The sequence below is a fragment of the Amycolatopsis marina genome, from assembly GCF_900111885.1.
GTDB lineage: Bacteria > Actinomycetota > Actinomycetes > Mycobacteriales > Pseudonocardiaceae > Amycolatopsis > Amycolatopsis marina.
Window position 1 is genome coordinate 107211 of sequence record NZ_FOKG01000011.1, and the last position, 14839, is coordinate 122049.

17 protein-coding genes are annotated in these 14839 nt (G+C 68.5%); 11 read left to right on the plus strand and 6 right to left on the minus strand.

Annotated features, from left to right (window positions below; translation table 11 throughout):
• Positions 1 to 258: 258 nt before the first annotated feature.
• From BM199_RS18900 to BM199_RS34975, 3 genes are read right to left on the minus strand one after another with little or no spacing between them, the layout of a single operon-like run.
• Positions 259 to 1152 carry an alpha/beta fold hydrolase gene (locus tag BM199_RS18900; protein ID WP_245788453.1) on the minus strand — a complete coding sequence of 298 codons (894 nt, stop codon included), beginning with the start codon at positions 1150 to 1152 and terminating at the stop codon, positions 259 to 261.
• Positions 1149 to 1661, minus strand: a complete 513-nt coding sequence (locus tag BM199_RS18905; RefSeq protein ID WP_245788454.1) for a nuclear transport factor 2 family protein — start codon at positions 1659 to 1661, stop codon at positions 1149 to 1151. The genes BM199_RS18900 and BM199_RS18905 overlap by 4 nt, the downstream gene beginning before the upstream one ends.
• Positions 1658 to 1918, minus strand: coding sequence for an FAD-dependent oxidoreductase (locus BM199_RS34975; protein ID WP_091674584.1), 261 nt, complete (start codon positions 1916 to 1918; stop codon positions 1658 to 1660). The genes BM199_RS18905 and BM199_RS34975 overlap by 4 nt, the downstream gene beginning before the upstream one ends.
• Before the next feature lie 123 nt (positions 1919 to 2041).
• Here BM199_RS34975 and BM199_RS18915 point away from each other — a divergent pair, with 123 nt between their 5' ends.
• The 11 genes from BM199_RS18915 (at position 2042) to BM199_RS18970 (ending at position 11699) form a co-directional block, all read left to right on the plus strand.
• Complete coding sequence (locus BM199_RS18915) at positions 2042 to 2656, plus strand: TetR/AcrR family transcriptional regulator (RefSeq protein WP_091674585.1); 615 nt, start codon at positions 2042 to 2044, stop codon at positions 2654 to 2656.
• 374 nt (positions 2657 to 3030) lie between these two features.
• Entirely contained in the window at positions 3031 to 5445 is a 2415-nt protein-coding gene (locus BM199_RS18925; RefSeq protein WP_091674587.1) for a helix-turn-helix domain-containing protein, read from the plus strand.
• A 156-nt stretch (positions 5446 to 5601) separates the two neighbouring features.
• A complete protein-coding gene (locus BM199_RS18930) occupies positions 5602 to 6825 on the plus strand; it encodes a hypothetical protein (protein WP_245788455.1) in 1224 nt (407 codons plus the stop codon).
• Positions 6826 to 6975: 150 nt separating this feature from the next.
• Complete coding sequence (locus BM199_RS18935; protein WP_091674588.1) at positions 6976 to 7365, plus strand: hypothetical protein; 390 nt, start codon at positions 6976 to 6978, stop codon at positions 7363 to 7365.
• Positions 7362 to 8168 (plus strand): ESX secretion-associated protein EspG, encoded by an 807-nt coding sequence (locus BM199_RS18940; protein ID WP_091674589.1) that lies wholly within the window; start codon positions 7362 to 7364, stop codon positions 8166 to 8168. The genes BM199_RS18935 and BM199_RS18940 overlap by 4 nt, the downstream gene beginning before the upstream one ends.
• 26 nt (positions 8169 to 8194) lie before the next feature.
• Positions 8195 to 8542, plus strand: a complete 348-nt coding sequence (locus BM199_RS18945) for a YbaB/EbfC family nucleoid-associated protein (protein ID WP_091674590.1) — start codon at positions 8195 to 8197, stop codon at positions 8540 to 8542.
• Positions 8539 to 8871, plus strand: coding sequence for a type VII secretion target (locus tag BM199_RS18950; protein WP_091674591.1), 333 nt, complete (start codon positions 8539 to 8541; stop codon positions 8869 to 8871). The genes BM199_RS18945 and BM199_RS18950 overlap by 4 nt, the downstream gene beginning before the upstream one ends.
• On the plus strand, positions 8868 to 9767 hold the full coding sequence (locus BM199_RS18955) for a hypothetical protein (RefSeq protein ID WP_245788456.1): 900 nt from the start codon (positions 8868 to 8870) through the stop codon (positions 9765 to 9767). The genes BM199_RS18950 and BM199_RS18955 overlap by 4 nt, the downstream gene beginning before the upstream one ends.
• Entirely contained in the window at positions 9742 to 10836 is a 1095-nt protein-coding gene (locus BM199_RS18960; protein ID WP_091674592.1) for an alpha/beta hydrolase, read from the plus strand. The genes BM199_RS18955 and BM199_RS18960 overlap by 26 nt, the downstream gene beginning before the upstream one ends.
• Positions 10837 to 10997: 161 nt before the next feature.
• On the plus strand, positions 10998 to 11201 hold the full coding sequence (locus BM199_RS18965) for a hypothetical protein (RefSeq protein WP_091674593.1): 204 nt from the start codon (positions 10998 to 11000) through the stop codon (positions 11199 to 11201).
• A gap of 246 nt (positions 11202 to 11447) precedes the next feature.
• Positions 11448 to 11699, plus strand: coding sequence for a hypothetical protein (locus tag BM199_RS18970; RefSeq protein ID WP_091674594.1), 252 nt, complete (start codon positions 11448 to 11450; stop codon positions 11697 to 11699).
• A gap of 158 nt (positions 11700 to 11857) precedes the next feature.
• Here the strand turns inward: BM199_RS18970 and BM199_RS18975 are convergent, their stop codons facing one another.
• From BM199_RS18975 to BM199_RS18985, 3 genes are read right to left on the minus strand one after another with little or no spacing between them, the layout of a single operon-like run.
• Complete coding sequence (locus BM199_RS18975) at positions 11858 to 12586, minus strand: response regulator (protein WP_091674595.1); 729 nt, start codon at positions 12584 to 12586, stop codon at positions 11858 to 11860.
• Positions 12568 to 13680, minus strand: coding sequence for a hypothetical protein (locus BM199_RS18980; protein ID WP_091674596.1), 1113 nt, complete (start codon positions 13678 to 13680; stop codon positions 12568 to 12570). Before BM199_RS18980 ends, BM199_RS18975 begins: the two co-directional genes overlap by 19 nt.
• Positions 13673 to 14800 (minus strand): sensor histidine kinase, encoded by a 1128-nt coding sequence (locus tag BM199_RS18985; RefSeq protein ID WP_091674597.1) that lies wholly within the window; start codon positions 14798 to 14800, stop codon positions 13673 to 13675. Before BM199_RS18985 ends, BM199_RS18980 begins: the two co-directional genes overlap by 8 nt.
• Between the last annotated feature and the right edge of the window lie 39 nt (positions 14801 to 14839).

The window sequence follows — 14839 nt, forward strand, 5'->3', positions numbered from 1 at the left end:
CAGCGCCGTACTCCACCGAGGAATACCGCCTCCGATCCGGCGACTGGACTGGAAATTGTTCGCCTGTTCGGCGGTAGCATCACCCAATATCGTCACTGATCGCACCAAGAACGGGCTGAATTTCGGCGCAAATGGAAGCAAGGCCGAGCAATGTTGCCGTTGGGTAACAATGGCGCCCGGCGACCCATCGGGCAATGATGGCTCCTTTGTGGACACTCCTTCATCTGTTAACGGGAATTGCGCAACTCGAAGGCGGGTTCAGCCGACCCGGAGCAGCCAGTCGCGCAGCACCTCGGCGGTGCGCTCGGGCTGGTCCTCCGCGGTGTAGGTGTAGGAATCGGCGATGGTGCGCAGCTCGGTGCCGAGCTTGCCTGCGTAGCGCAGTCCGTGGTCGAGCGGGAACACGCGGTCCTCCGCGGCCCACGCACACAGCACGGGCTTCGTGAAGCGGCGCTGCAGGACCTCGGCGGCGCGGCGGCTGAAGTCGTTGGACACGCCGCCGATCGCCTTGCGGCCGTCGAACCGGATCGCCGCCCTGGTCAGAACGGGCCGCACGTAGCCGTGCATGACCTGTCGGTCGATCGGGTACTTGGCCAGCCGGCCGTAGGTGTTGCGCCATCGCCAACTCGAGGGCAGCCGGAGGATTTGGTAGAGCCCGTGATGGGTGAGCGGAGTGCCGGCAGCGGCCTTCAACAGGCCGAACCCGCCCGGTCCCGGCGGCCAAGAGCACCACGGCGTCTCACAGGAGTTCAGTACGAGCCTGCCGAGCCGCCGGGGGCGTTCGGCCGCGGCGATTTGACTGTAGGCACCACCGGAGTCGTTGCCGATGAGGGTGACATCGCACAGGTCCAGCACGTCGAGCAGATCTCCGATGAGACCCGCGATGCCGGGTGGGGTCAGATCGGCCCCGCGCGGCATGGGCACGATGTGTGAGCCGAGCGGCCAGTCCGGTGTGATGCAGCGAAAGCGATCCGCCAGCAGCGGAACGAGTTTGCGCCAGATATTGGCGTTCACCAGGTAGCCATGCACGAAAACGAGCACCGGTCCTTCGCCGGCCTCGTGGTATCGGATCGCCCCTTTCGGCAGGCGCACCTCGTGCGCGGTGCCAAGTCGAGCGTCGCGCCACAGTTCCGGGCTCCCCGTCTCGGTCAACGCAACTCCTGACTTCTCCGGTCAGCTACGGCACCGGGCCGCGATGTCAGGAGAGCGCGGCGAGCCGTCAGCGGACCGATGCCCGAGCGCCACCACGGCCACCACGTGCTCGGGTGCCGCATCAGCGTGCCCATCACCGGTCGCGGGTCGAAGCGGGAGTCCCGGCGGGCGATGCGGCCCGATGTGGTGATGGTGAGCTGATCGCACGCGCGGACACTCAGCCGTGCCCCGCCCGCGGTGCCGCTGAGCCGGAGATCGATGAACACGATGTCCTTGCGGGCGGCCCAGCTCAGCACCTCGCCCCGAAGGTCGGGCAGAAACGCCAGTAGCCGCAGCGCCTCCTCGTGCCACAGCGCGCGACCCCGCCCGTGACGTAGCAGCGGCTGGGTGAGTTCGACGTCCTCGGCGAGCAGGTCGTCCCACGCGTGCGGATGCGGATCACTCCACCCTGCCGCGAAGCGTTCGATGACGTGTTCGTGCAACGCGGGCCAGTCGGTCACAACACTCACCCCGCAACCGTGGCCGGCTCGTCGAGGATGCCGAACTGGTGTTGGGCGGCGGCGATGTCGTAGAGGTGGCTGATGGCGCGGACAAGGCGCTCGTTGCCACCACCGAGGTCGGCGTTGAGGGCGCGGCCGCCCATTCGTTCTCTGGCTTCCAGCACGCACACCTCGTGCCCCGCCGCCACCAGCCTCGTGGCGGCGACCAGGCCTGATATTCCCGCACCGACCACGACCACGTCGGTCCGTGTTTGCTGGCTGGGCATCGACTGGTCCCTTCGTGGCAACTTTTTGCAATCATTGCATAAAGTAGTCTCGATACGCTAGCCGACACGTCGCAGGGACCGGCGACGCCCGCTCCGGCATCGGACCGACGACGGAAGGACGCGATGGACCCCCGCAAGGAGCGCACCGTGCGGAAACTGCTGCGCGCGGCGGAGGAGATCTACGGCGAGCGATCTTCCGGCGAGGCGACCGTGGAGGAGATCGCCGAACGCGCCGGGGTCGCCGTCGGGTCCATCTACAACCACTTCGGTTCGAAGGCCGGTCTGCACGCGGCGGTGGTCGAGCGCGCGCTCCAGGTCGACCGGGACTACATGGACCGGGCCTACCTCGCCGAAGGCAGCCCGGTCGACAAGATCTACGCCGCCGCCGACGAGTACCTGGCGTTCTACCTCGCGTACCCCGACTACTTCCGGATGCTGGCGTTCCCGAACGCTCCAGGGCAGTACCTGGCAGGCCACGAACTGGCGGAGCGGCTGGCCAGGTCGGTGGACGAGCAGAACCAGCGCCTGGTCGCCGCGTTGCGCGCCGGCATCGAAGCGGGTGAGCTGCGCGGACACGATCCGCAGGAAGTCGCCACCATGCTGTGGGCGGCCTGGAACGGCATCATCAGCCTCGCCTGGCGCCCGGACTCCCTGCGGCGCGAGGAGACGCAGCTGCGTCAGCTGCTGGCCACCGCCACCGACGTCATCTCCACCGGTTTACTCCCCCGCTCCGGCTGACTCGCCGCCGTCGCGGCATACGCCGTCGGCAGTTAGGCGTCAGCAGTACGAGAACCGAGACGGCCACCACGCCGAGACAGCCACGCCGGTTGTCGGCACGCCGGATCTCGAAGTCGCCGCCCGGTTCGATCCCCGGATGCCGACGTCGATAGTGGCGCCCGAGTTGCCCTGCGCCCTCCCCCTCGTCGAGCCACGGCGTCTTGTAGCCGCACTCATCGCACCAGTACCGGAACTTCGCTGACATCATGGTCCTCTCGTTTGCCGACGAAGTTTTGTCTGTGCACGGGTGACAAACAAGGTCGACCACCTGCCACTCGTGGCCGGTCGCTCACTAAGATCAAGATGTCCCCCCGCACACTTGGAGGAACTCGGACGTGGCCAACCGTTTCGGCGTCCTCCTGCGCGATGCGCGGCGGCGGGCGGGCATGACCCAGGACGAACTGGCCGCTCGGTCCGGTGTGGGTGTGCGCACCATTCGCAGGCTCGAGACCGGTAGCGGCACCGATCCCCGAATCGGCACGGTGACATTGCTCGCCGACGCGCTCGACGTCGGCCAGGAGGAACGCCACGGCCTCCTGGCCGCCGCAGACGGCAGACACCAGCAGCCGCCGGAACCGCCCGCGCCTTCGCCACCATCCTCCCGCGGCGCCGAGCCGGCTCCGGTTGCGACCGACGCACCTGCCGCACCGGTCCGCGTCGCCTTGCCCGCGGTTCCGGTGGAGGTATCGGAGGCGGCGGACCATCTGGCTCTGGTCATCGGCGCCCGCCTGCGGCGCGAGGAGGAACTGCGGCGCGTGCACGACCCGTTCCCGCTGCCGGTGCGGTGGCAGCACGCACCCGCGCGGCTCGCTGACCACTGGGACAACATCTGCCGTGTCCCCGCCGGGGTCACCGCCGGGACGCTGGACCTCTCCGGCGAGGTGGGCGACATCGCGAGCACCTACCGGCGGGTCCCGTCCGGACGGTTGGTGGTGCTCGGCCGCGCCGGTTCGGGCAAGACCGTGTTGACCCTGCGGTTCGTCCTCGACACGCTGGCCGCGCGAGCACCTGGCGACGCGGTGCCGGTGATCTTCAACATCGGCTCGTGGGACCCGACCACGACGCCGTTGCGGACGTGGCTGGTCGAGATGCTGCAGCGCGACCAGCCCGGCCTCGCCGCGGCCGCGCCGGGCGGCGCGACGCTGGCCGCCGTACTGGTCGACACCGGGCGTGTACTGCCCGTGCTCGACGGGTTCGACGAACTCGCCGAGGGTCTGCACCGCCCGGCGCTGGAAACCCTCAACTCCCTGCCGATGCCGCTGCTGCTGACCAGTCGCTTCGACGAGTACGAGCGGGCCGTGACCGTGGTCGACGTACTGACCTCGGCCGCCGTGGTCGAATTGACCGACCTCACGCCCGACGACCTCGGCGGCTACCTGCCCCGTACCGCACGACGCGTGACGTCGGTCGACGACAACGGCACGGCCACCGCATGGGACACCGTCATCAGCGCGTTACGCGACAACGACGGTGCGCAGGGAAGCCCGTCCGCCAACCTGGCCGCCGTGCTGACGACGCCGCTGATGGTCGGTCTCGCCCGCACGGTCTACAGCGACTCGCGTGACCGAGATCCGACCGAACTGCTGGACACCGCCCGCTTCCCGACGCCGCACGCCATCGAGGCGCACCTGCTCGACTCCTTCGTGCCCACCGTCTACAGCGCACAGTCGGCATTCGACCGTAATGGCACCACGAGGCAGAACTGGGACGCCGACCGAGTGCAGCACTGGCTGGGGTTCCTCGCCGACGACCTGGATCGAAGGGGCACCGGTGACCTCGAATGGTGGCGGATGGACGGCAGACTCCGAGGGTCGTCCCGCGTGCTCCTGATGACCGCCTTCGTCACTGTGATCACGGCACTGCTCGACTGGCTGATCTTCGCACCGGTCACCGCGATCCTGACGCAGAGAGAGATGTACTGGCACGTCGTTCTCCTGGACGGGCTCGCCGTCGGCCCGATCATCGGTATCCCGTTCGGCCTGCTGTACCTGCTGATGGTGGTGCGAAAGGGCGGGATGCTCGAGCCGACCCGTGTCCGGGTGCGATTGCGGGACCGGTCGAGCAGGCAGCCCGGCTTCCGGCGGAAGATCGCCGCCCGGTTCGCCGCCGGTGTGCTGGGCGGCGCGATCGCGGGGGTCGGCTATGCGATCGCCGGCACCATCTTGAGGGTGGTATCCCCGAACTGGGCCTTCACTGGCGACGCGGGCGCGATCGTGTGGGGAACGGTCGTCGACGCCGTCGGTTATGCCATCATCTTCGCCCTGGCATGTGGTCTGGTGCTGGCACTCGCGTCCGTGCTGGAGGCACCCGCCAATCTCACGACCGCCACCAGCCCCGCCGATCTTCTCGCGGCCAACCGGACGACCGCACTGCGCCTCGCCGGTGTGCTGGCACTCGCCCTCGCGTTCGCGATCACCTTCGGTGGCAGCCTGCTCGTCAGCGCGGTGCATGCCTTCGCGGGCCCACTGCCCTGGGAGCTGGCTTGGGACCTGGGAGTCACCCTGCCGCTCGGACTGATGGGTGGGCTGTGCGCGGGCCTGGCCTACATCGTGGTCTTCACCGCGTGGGGGCAGTGGCTTGCCTTCACCCGCTTCCGCCTCCCGCTCATCGACAAACTGCCGTGGGCCGTGGCCGCGCTACTCGACGACGCCTACCGGCGGGGCGTCCTGCGCCAGTCCGGCGCGGTGTACCAGTTCCGCCACGCGCGCCTGCAGGAACACCTCGCGAAGGCATACCGCGCCAACAACTGAGCACCGAGCTGCCGCATACCAGTGCGTCGGCACCTTTTGCCTGGTCAGACGCACCGGCCAGCAATGGCCGCCGCGTGACCTTCCCCGCTGCACCCCTCGGCCGTGAGCATTGGGCCACACCGATGAAGGGTCGGTGACCTGAAAGGGGATTCTGGGGTGGCAAGCGAGACGTCAGCGGCAGAGACGCCACCGGAGCCAGTGTTCGTGGCCGGGCAACCAGCACCCGCAGGCATGTCCGGCGTGTGGGAGGCGTACTTCGGTCACCAGGCGCCGCCGGAATGTGGCGTGAACTGGGACGCGTACAGCCACGAGGAGCTGTACCAGATGTTGTGGCAGGACGCCGACATCGCCGATGTCAGCGCCATTGCCGGGGAGTGGTCCGAGCACAGAGCCGCGTTGGTCAACCACGCCGAGGTACTGCGCGAGCAGCGGGCGGCGTTGCTGGAGAGCTGGCAGGGAACGGGTGCCGAGCAGGCCGCGCGCCGACTGGCCGAGCTCGCCGATCGGGTGGAGAAGATTGCCGAGTTGGCGCACGCGGGCGAACAGGCCGCGGAACAGGCGGCCGAAGCACTGGCAAGGGCGAGGGCCACCATGCCCGCGCCACCCGGTGACCCCGCCGCACCGATGACCGGCGCGGCGGCGAACTGGGCGGACGTCATGGGGACACCGCTGGCGACCGCACCGGACCGGACCGACCGGCGCGTCGAAGCGAACACGTCCGCCCCGGACGCGGGCAGCGCTTTCAGTGCCGTGGGCGGCGCCGGGTTCAGCTTCTACAACGGTGCCAACGCGATGGACATGCAAAAGCAGCAGGCGGTCCGGTCGATGCAGAGCTACGAATCGAGCCTGACGACCTCGAGCCAGCTGATCGGCCAGGCGCAGAGCACGATTCCGGCGGCCACCACGACGCCAAGCAGCGCTGCCGGCGCCGGCGGCACCGCGGGCAGCGGCGCCGGCGCCAAACAGTCCGTCCAGGCCCTCCCGGGTGCCGGAGGCAGAAGCAGCACGAACACACCGATCGCAGCAGGCGCCGGCGCGTTCGCCGGAGTGGCGGGCGGATCCGCCGTCGGCACGCTCGGTGGCGGCGCGCCGACGACCACGGGGAAGGGCTCGGCCGGCAACCCGCTGGCGCAGGGCAGGGCCGTGGGTGCGATCGGGATGCAGGGTGGGCCTGCCGCGATGGCGGCACGGATGGCCGCCGAGTCAGCCACGATCCGCACGGGCGCGATGGGTGGCATGGTGCCGCCCGGTCCGGGCGCCCGCGGCGGGACGGACGAAGACGTCCACGAAAACCAGCTGCCGACGATCGACCACGGACTCTTCCCGCTCGAGGAACCGGGTAGCGAAGCGGTCATCGGCCTTTCAGAGGGAGACGAATGAGCGACCGGCACCGTGAACAAGTCGGGTACGGCACCAAGCGACGTGCAGCCCGCCGGCGATTGAGGCGAAAGACATGAGCGACCGACACCGGGAACAAGACGGGTACGGCACCAAGCGACGTGCAGCCCGCCGGCGATTGAGGCGAAAGACATGAGCGACCGGCAGGGAATCAGGCTCGAACTGGACCTGCTCGACCAGCGGATCACGACGCTGGCCGAGCTCGGCGATCTGACCGGCGACCTGGTCGCCACGGCGAGCAGGCTCGCCGAGCGCCTGCCGATGCTCGGCACCGCTCCGCCCGCCGAGCATCTGGCGAGGCGGCTGCGGGAGGCGGCGGGCAGCTCCGGCCTCGCGGGCGAGGTCAAGGCCACGGAGCGAGAGGTCCGCGAGTTCAAGCAGCTGCTCGCCGGAGCCAAGCACAAGTACCAGCAGCACGAGGACCAGGCAGACGAGGACCTGCATGCCAAGGAGGAGTCCGCGGACGCGGCCGGTGGACGCGAAGTGACCGGGCGACGCGACTCGCCAGGGCGGTCGTCATGACGGTCACGTTCGAATCCCCCGTCGAACATCGTGTCCAATTCGGATTGCCGGAGCTGGACGCCATCGGCGCCTACGCGGGCAGGCGCCCCCCGTTTCCGCTGAGAGTGCCGTCGTTCGGCCGGATCGAGGGCGAACGGGACGCGCTGCTGGCCTCGGCTATCAGGTCGCTGTCCGAACGTGGTCTGGCCACCACTCGCGGGCCGGTCGGCATCGCGGCGGATCTCGTCACCGCGTTGCGCCAGCACCGGAGCACGATCGACCTCGTGGTGGTGGACGGATCCGTAGCGACCGGTGTCGTGGCTGTGTTTCACGGCCCCGGGGCGCTGGTGTGTCACCAACCGATCGGCGGAGTTCCTGGCCCGGTCACCGTTCTGCGGGTCACCGCAGCCGCACTGACCGACGAGCTCGTGAAGCAGATCCCGAGGGTGGAGGCCGCGCAGGCCATACCGATCACCCTGCCTCCCGGTGTCGTTGACGACGCGACCCGGCTGCAGGAGGGACCCACTGGCGCCGCTCTCCAGCAGCGGATACGCGCACTGGTCCGGGAACGCGGCGGTGACGAGGCCGCTGTCGACGCGGTCGTCAACCTGTTGCCATCCGTGCCAGGACGTGGACAGCTCGGAGCCACCGTGCGGCGCGCAGGTGGCGCGGTTGAGCGACCGCTGGAGACGTCCTGGCTCGACAGTCCGAAAGGGAGAGTCAGGGTGGACAAGGATCCGAGCGGATGGGTGAGCATAAACCCGCTACGCCACAGCGAACTGCTCCGTGCGCTGCGCGAGGCAGCAGCGGCGGCCCGCAGCTGACACAGGCCGACGAGAAGGGGAACATCATGGAACCAGCACAGTGGCTGGCCGCCTATCGCGACAAACTCGAGCACGCGGAACTCAGTGCCCGTCAAGCGCGCGAGAGCCTGCAGGAGGCCGGAGCGACCGCGAGGTCGCCGCGAGGGGAGGTAACAGTATCCGTGAACGCCGCGGGCGTGCTCGAGGGAGTGAGCTTGACTCCGATGGCACGCAAGCTCGAATCCGAAGCGCTCGCCGGGCTCATCGTCACCACGGCGCGCGAAGCACAACACCTTGCCACCGCACGGATGGCGGAGGTGATGAGCGGCTATCTCGGTGACGGTCCCGCGCTCACACAGATCACGCGGCATCTGCCCGCGGGGGTAGTGCGATGAGCGCGCAGCCGTCGTACGACGTCGACCCCGAGCAGTTGCGCGCGCACGCAGGGAGACTGACCGCGCACGCCGACCAACTGTCCTCGATCGGCGCAGCGTTGCCCGGCGAGATGGGGGCACAGGCGCTTGGCTCGTTCGCACAGTTCATCACCGCGGGCCTCGGCGCCGCGATGACCGAGACGGCGGGCGCGTTCGCCCACTCGGCGTCCACTTTGGATAAGGTGGCGACCGGGATGCGTCGCGCCGCCGACCTGTACCAGAACTCCGACGAGGATCATGCCGCGGGCCTCATCGGACTCGGGTCGAATCTTGAGGAAGGCAACCGGTGAACGCGACGACAACGCAGCCAGGGACTCGCCCTCAGGGCGATCCCGCGCATCCGCCGGAGCCCGGCGACTCCGAGCCGTCCGCGGTGGAGATCAGCACAGCGCTCGCGGACCTCCGGCTTGGCGGAAACGCCGTCGCCAACAAGGAATGGCTGTCGGTCGAGCTGGCCGGGGAGCCGGTCGTCTCGCTCAGCATGCTCGGTTCGACGGCGAGCCCACTGTCCGCCCTGGCCAGCGCCGGGTGTGACTTCCTCATCCCGATGATCTCGTTCCTCGAGGAGCCACTCGGCCAGTTGCGCGGGGAACCAGCCTCGGTTTCGAGCCCCTCCACCGACCACGACGGAGCCGCGCAGGCCGCCAACACCGTTGCCGACGACTACACCTCCACGGCGGGGAACGAGACCAGCGAGTGGTCCGGTGAGGCCAGGGCGGACTACTCGGCGACGGTCACCACACTGACCGACGGCATCAAGTCGGTCGCCGAGGTCGCGGCGACCAACTCGAAGGCGATCATCGCCGCGGGCGAGGTGGTCGCGCAGGTGGTCGACATCGTCACCCGGCTGATCACCGAAGCCGTCGGCAAGATCGTGCCGATCATGACCGAGGCGATCGCCGCGGCCCCCGCGACATTCGGCATGAGTATCGCCCAGGCGATCCCGCAGTGCGTGGCGATCGCCGTCGACTACGGCGGCCGAATCCTGGCCAAACTGGGCGCGCTGCTGGCCAGCGGCGAGAACCTGATCAAACTCGTCGAGGGCGCACTCGGCGTGCTCGAAGTGGTCAAGGAAGGGCTCGGCGTCGTCGGCGACTTGGCCGGCGGCGAATCATCCGGGACCGGGGACCAGGAACCCGGGACTACTGGGGAGGAACACGATGAGCAGAACGAGTCAACGACGTAGGACGTTGGCGGCACTCGGTGTCACGTTCGCACTGGTGAGCGTGCTCGGTCTCACCGGTGCGGCCACGCGGACCGCGACCGCGCCACCGGTCTTCACCGATGGTCACGGGCTGACCGTGGTCCAGCAGCCGTCGTGGCTGAGCGGGAGCGAGCGATCGTTCGAGTTCGCCGTGCGCACGGACGAAGTGGCGAAGTACTCGGCGATGGCGCACCAGGTCCCCGGCGAACACGTAATCGTGGTGACGCTGCCGGAGGGCTACGACACCTCCGGCGACACCCGTTATCCGGTGCAGTACCACCTGCACGGCCACCCCGACCGCCCGGACAACGGCCTGAACCAGCAGATGTTCGAGGAGTCCACGGCCGGTGGCGTCCCGCTGATCAGCGTGGCGCCCAACGGTTCCGGCCGCGGCTGGTACACGAACTGGGTCAGCCCACCCGCCGAACTCGGTCCGCAGAACTGGGAGAACTTCCACCTCGGCCAGGTGATCCCGTTCGTGGATGCGAATCTGCGGACAATCGCGGCGCGGGACGGCAGGGCGATCTCAGGGCACTCCATGGGCGGTTTCGGTGCGTTCCACTATGCGGAGAGCAGGCCGGAACTGTTCGGCTACGTCGGAGGGTTCTCCGGCGGGCTGGACCTGCTGAACCAGGCTCAGCGAGGTGCCGTGCTCGGCAGCACCCAGCTGTCCGGTAGTGGTACGCCGACTGTTCCGCCGGACGCGATCTTCGGATCGCCGATCTGGCCACTGGACACGGTGTGGAACGAGAAAAGCCCCGCCCAGCATGTCGCGTCCCTGCACGGCATGGGCGTGGCGATGTACACCGGCAACGGGGGAAACCTGCTCGACAACCCCGTGCAGGCCATCGCCGAGAGCGTGGTGCGCGACACCAATCTGGTCACACGGGACCACCTCCTCGCGGCCGGGATTCCACACACGTTCATCGACTACGGCGATGGGAGCACGTGGGCGGAAGGCTGCAACGGCAAGCACGCACAACCTGCCTGCCTGAAGGCCGATATGAACCACTTCGTCGGGCTGCTCATGGCGGGGCTCAGCCACCCGTGACCCGTCGCTGAGCCATCGAGGACAGGGCCGCCTCCGTTTCTCCTGCTCGACGATCTGGCACTGGCGACGTCAGTCGGTCAGGTGGACTTCCTTGAGTTCGACGAATGCGTGCAGTGATACTCCCATCACGGATTGTATTGAGGTTCGGAAGGGAGCAGGAGATGAGTTTCTGGGCCGAGGCCACTCGCGTGCTCGACAAGTCCGCGGACCGGGTCGCGAACCGCAGGGGAAAGGTCGTGCGAACCACGAAGAAGGTGGTGGACGGCCTCTGTGTGGGGTGTCTGCGCCCTACGCACAAGCAGCAGTGTGGCGTGCCCTGCTGCGGCCGGACCGATTGCATGCGCGTGGTGATCGATCGCATTTGAGTTGGTTCTCCGATCGCGAGCCCCTACCCACGGCTGGTCGAGCGGCTCACGAGCCGGTCACGGGACAGTACCGCTAGTGCCCCGTCAAGAAAGGTTCAGTGCCGACCTTCCTTGACGGGGCATTGGCAGAGATGGAGGTGAAGACCCCGGAACGCGACGGCCGCCGGGACGGTCACATCCGCGGGTGTGTCGATTTCCGACGACCTGGTTCGACGTACCGGTAGAACCGATTCGAGAGGAGCCGACATGAACCCGCCGAGCCACCGGACACTGGCCATGCTCCGCGCGGTTGCCGCAGGCCGAGGACAGGTGTCGTGCAGCAGCGAACCCGACCTGTTCATCGACGGTGTACCGTGCTGCGACCAGTTCACCGCGCACGCGCTGACACACGACGGGTTGATCAGGCCAGATCGAATCGGCCTCATCGGGCAGCGGGTTCCGGCAGCGCTGACCAGCGCGGGGCACGCCCTGTTGACCGCTACCGCCACAGCCGCCTGAGCGGGCGGGGGACGTAAATCGCGGTCGACTTTCCCGAAGAGCCACACGATCCACAATGCATACGAAGACCGAGACCGCTGTCCGGTCACCGGGGACCTGCCGACCCCTCTACCGACAGGTACCCGCGCGGCAAGGCCTACCGGCGCCACTGCGCCACGCTACGAACTGGACGGCGTGCCCGGTGTCGGGTGAATGCCCGACACGGAGGTCACGGTTTGGTTGAGCTCCGCGAGAGTTATGAGCCCGTCGTCCAGTGCCCTGCTGACGAGGTCGCTCTTGGTGCGCGCTGTCCGCCCGGCGTTCGCGTACTTCACTCGCACCCGGGCGATGTAGGTGTCCACCGTCTTGACGGTGATGTTGAGTTTGGCCGCGACGAGTTCCTTGGACGAGGACGCGAACCAGGCCCGCAAAACCTCGGTCTCACGCTGTGACAGCCGGGGGCGGTCCGGAGCCTTGTCGGATATGAGCGCTCCGGACAATGACGGCGCCGTATACGTCCGGCCTGCCGCGGCAGCCCGGATAGCGGGGACCAGATGGTCCTGACCTTCGCGTTTGGTGAGATAGGCGAGCGCGCCGAGGTCGACACACTTCATCGCCGTAGCGGCGTCCGCGTGCTGGGAGTAGACGACCACCCGGCGGCCGCTGTCCACCAGCCTGCGGAGGGCTCCGAAGTCCGGCCTCGCCGGGACGAGTTCCAGGTCGAAGATCACCACGTCCGCCTCGGCACCCGGCCCGGTCCAGACGTCCGCGAGCCGGTCCCCCGCGTCGACCAGACTGATCGGTGGGTCGGCGTTCGCGCACCAGTAGCGCACGCCCGCGGCTATCGCGACGTGATCATCGACGATCACGGCTGTCAGCGGTGGTTCCACTACCGAACCGGCTGCCATTGGGCCTCCACCCATAGAGTGTCGTCCTTGCTCACGTTCTCGACCCGCACGCCGGGCGCCGCGGGCTCGGCCACCCTGACCGCGCCGCAGTCGGCGACGACGTTGACCGAGACGAGGTTCTGCTCTCCGACCACCGTTATCCGCGCCCAGGAAGCCGCCGTGGCGAGCGCGGTCAACGCTGCCTCGGTGAGATCGCGGCGGACCGCGACCGGCAACACCGGCCACTGACCCCGGGTGTCCACTTCCACCAGCACACCTTTGCGATCGGCGATGTCGGCGCAGTGCCGAAGCTCGTGCAGCAGCGGGTCAGCCGCGTTGTCCACCTCCGCGAACAGGCGCCGCATCCGGGCGGCTTCGACGGCGCATCTCTGCTGTACACCGGGATCCCCTGGAGTGCACGAACCGTCTGCGAGCCCCTCCAGTAACGGCACGGTGGTGCTGGAGAGCTCGGCGAACCGCTGCTGTCGACGCCGGTGGGATTCCGCTGCGACAGCGTCCGCCGTCCGTATCCGCTCGATCTCGTACCGGGTCGCAGCGGCGGTGGTGGCGATCCGCCGCAGCGCGACCGCCACGATGGCCACGCACAACGGGAAACCGATGACGTTGACCGAACCCGTGGCGAACCGCAGCAGCACGGCGCGGCTCACGTCCCCGAACACGAGCAGGTGCAGCCCGGCGGTCAGCTCGTGAGCGAGCAGGAACGCGACGAGAACGCGTATCGGCCGGTCTAGCAGAACGATGGTCCCGACCCAGTTGGCCGCGCCGAAAGCCCAGTCCATGGCCGTGAAGCTGCGTTCGTCGGGCATCGTGGCGTAGGACAGCACGGACGCGGCGAGCACCACCGCGACGGCGGACCGGCGCAGGCAGGGACGCCACGGAACGCGCCGGACAAGCAGTACGGCCTCGGTCGCCAGCACGACGGCCAGGGTTCCGAATGCGGCTGCCTGCGCCAGCGGGAGATCGTAGGACTCCCATCGGCGTGCCATGTTCGACAGACCGAGCCCGAACACGATAACCGCACCGACGAACAGGATCGCGACGCGCAGACCGCGTTGCAACTGCGTCCGGGTCCGCTCGATGTCGGCATCATTCACGGTCGTCCCCCCACTCCAGCCGGACAATCGTGCCCTCCCCCACACTGGACGAGATCGTGGCCCTGCCACCGACGCCGCTCATCCGCCCCCGCACCGACTCCCGCAGACCGCGACGGGTGGCAGCAATGCCGTCCGCCGAGAAACCCGCACCGTCATCGGCGATCTCCAGCCGCAACCTGCGCGAGTCTCCCCGGAGCCGGACCACGGCCCGTTCGGTGCCCGCATGCCGACGGACGTTGTTCAGGGCTTCCGCCGCCGCATCGGCGATGGCTCGCGCCACGGCGAACGGAAGTGGCAGCTGAGCGGGGAGGTCGAACTCGACGGACAACCGCACCTCGGCGAGGTCGGTTCGCAGCAATGCCACGAGATCGGCGTTCGCGGGCGGCGGCGAGTCATAGGTCGCCAGCCGGTCCAGATCACGATGTGCCTGCGCTGCCAGCCAGTCGGCACTCCCATGGACCTGTCCCATGCCCACCATCAGCAGGGTGGTGGCCGCGGTGTCGTGCAGTGCGTTGGCGAGCTCTCGCTCCTCGGCGCGCACGGCTGCCGCGACGAGTGCCTCACGACGTGCTTCTGCGGCCTCGTCCGCCAACCGATCCGCCTGCTTCGCGGCCCGGCGGACAAGTACCCACGCCCCTCTCGAGAGCACGGTCGCCACCAGAACCCAGTACAGGGCCCGCACGACACTGCCGTCCGCCCCAGCCACGGTGGCGACCACCAGCAGCCCGCCGTCGGCGACCACTGCCGCGAGAACACCGACGAGCACGGAGGTGTGCCACTGATACGTGACGCAGGCGAACGTCACAAGCAACCTCATCCATCCGAAGTTGGCGTCCGCGACGGCGTCGGTCCAGAAGACCGTCAGAGCGACGCCAAGCAACAGCGCCACATCAACGGCGACCAGAAGCTGCCCATGCCGTCGCAGTAACCACCATCCATAGACGCAGGTCCATACCAGGACAACCGCCACGATCAAGGCCGTGGCGGCGAGCTGTGGGGGTGCGGCCCTGAGCAGGGCGATCGTAGCTATGGGTAGCAGGGTGATGACACGCAGCGCGGCGGCGCATCGTCGGCCGAACCGTTGGAGCAGCCGTGCCGACTCCCCCGTCTCGACAGTCATGTTGCCCGCCCACCCACATTGTCTACGACCATGGGTGAC

What these genes read in the sequence shown, in the direction of transcription:
- BM199_RS34975 (WP_091674584.1), bottom strand. Translation starts at nt 1,918, where the DNA reads ATGCCCAGCCAGCAAACACGGACCGACGTGGTCGTGGTCGGTGCGGGA.
- BM199_RS18915 (WP_091674585.1), top strand. Translation starts at nt 2,042, where the DNA reads ATGGACCCCCGCAAGGAGCGCACCGTGCGGAAACTGCTGCGCGCGGCG.
- BM199_RS18935 (WP_091674588.1), top strand. Translation starts at nt 6,976, where the DNA reads ATGAGCGACCGGCAGGGAATCAGGCTCGAACTGGACCTGCTCGACCAG.
- BM199_RS18940 (WP_091674589.1), top strand. Translation starts at nt 7,362, where the DNA reads ATGACGGTCACGTTCGAATCCCCCGTCGAACATCGTGTCCAATTCGGA.
- BM199_RS18945 (WP_091674590.1), top strand. Translation starts at nt 8,195, where the DNA reads ATGGAACCAGCACAGTGGCTGGCCGCCTATCGCGACAAACTCGAGCAC.
- BM199_RS18950 (WP_091674591.1), top strand. Translation starts at nt 8,539, where the DNA reads ATGAGCGCGCAGCCGTCGTACGACGTCGACCCCGAGCAGTTGCGCGCG.
- BM199_RS18960 (WP_091674592.1), top strand. Translation starts at nt 9,742, where the DNA reads ATGAGCAGAACGAGTCAACGACGTAGGACGTTGGCGGCACTCGGTGTC.
- BM199_RS18965 (WP_091674593.1), top strand. Translation starts at nt 10,998, where the DNA reads ATGAGTTTCTGGGCCGAGGCCACTCGCGTGCTCGACAAGTCCGCGGAC.
- BM199_RS18970 (WP_091674594.1), top strand. Translation starts at nt 11,448, where the DNA reads ATGAACCCGCCGAGCCACCGGACACTGGCCATGCTCCGCGCGGTTGCC.
- BM199_RS18975 (WP_091674595.1), bottom strand. Translation starts at nt 12,586, where the DNA reads ATGGCAGCCGGTTCGGTAGTGGAACCACCGCTGACAGCCGTGATCGTC.
- BM199_RS18985 (WP_091674597.1), bottom strand. Translation starts at nt 14,800, where the DNA reads ATGACTGTCGAGACGGGGGAGTCGGCACGGCTGCTCCAACGGTTCGGC.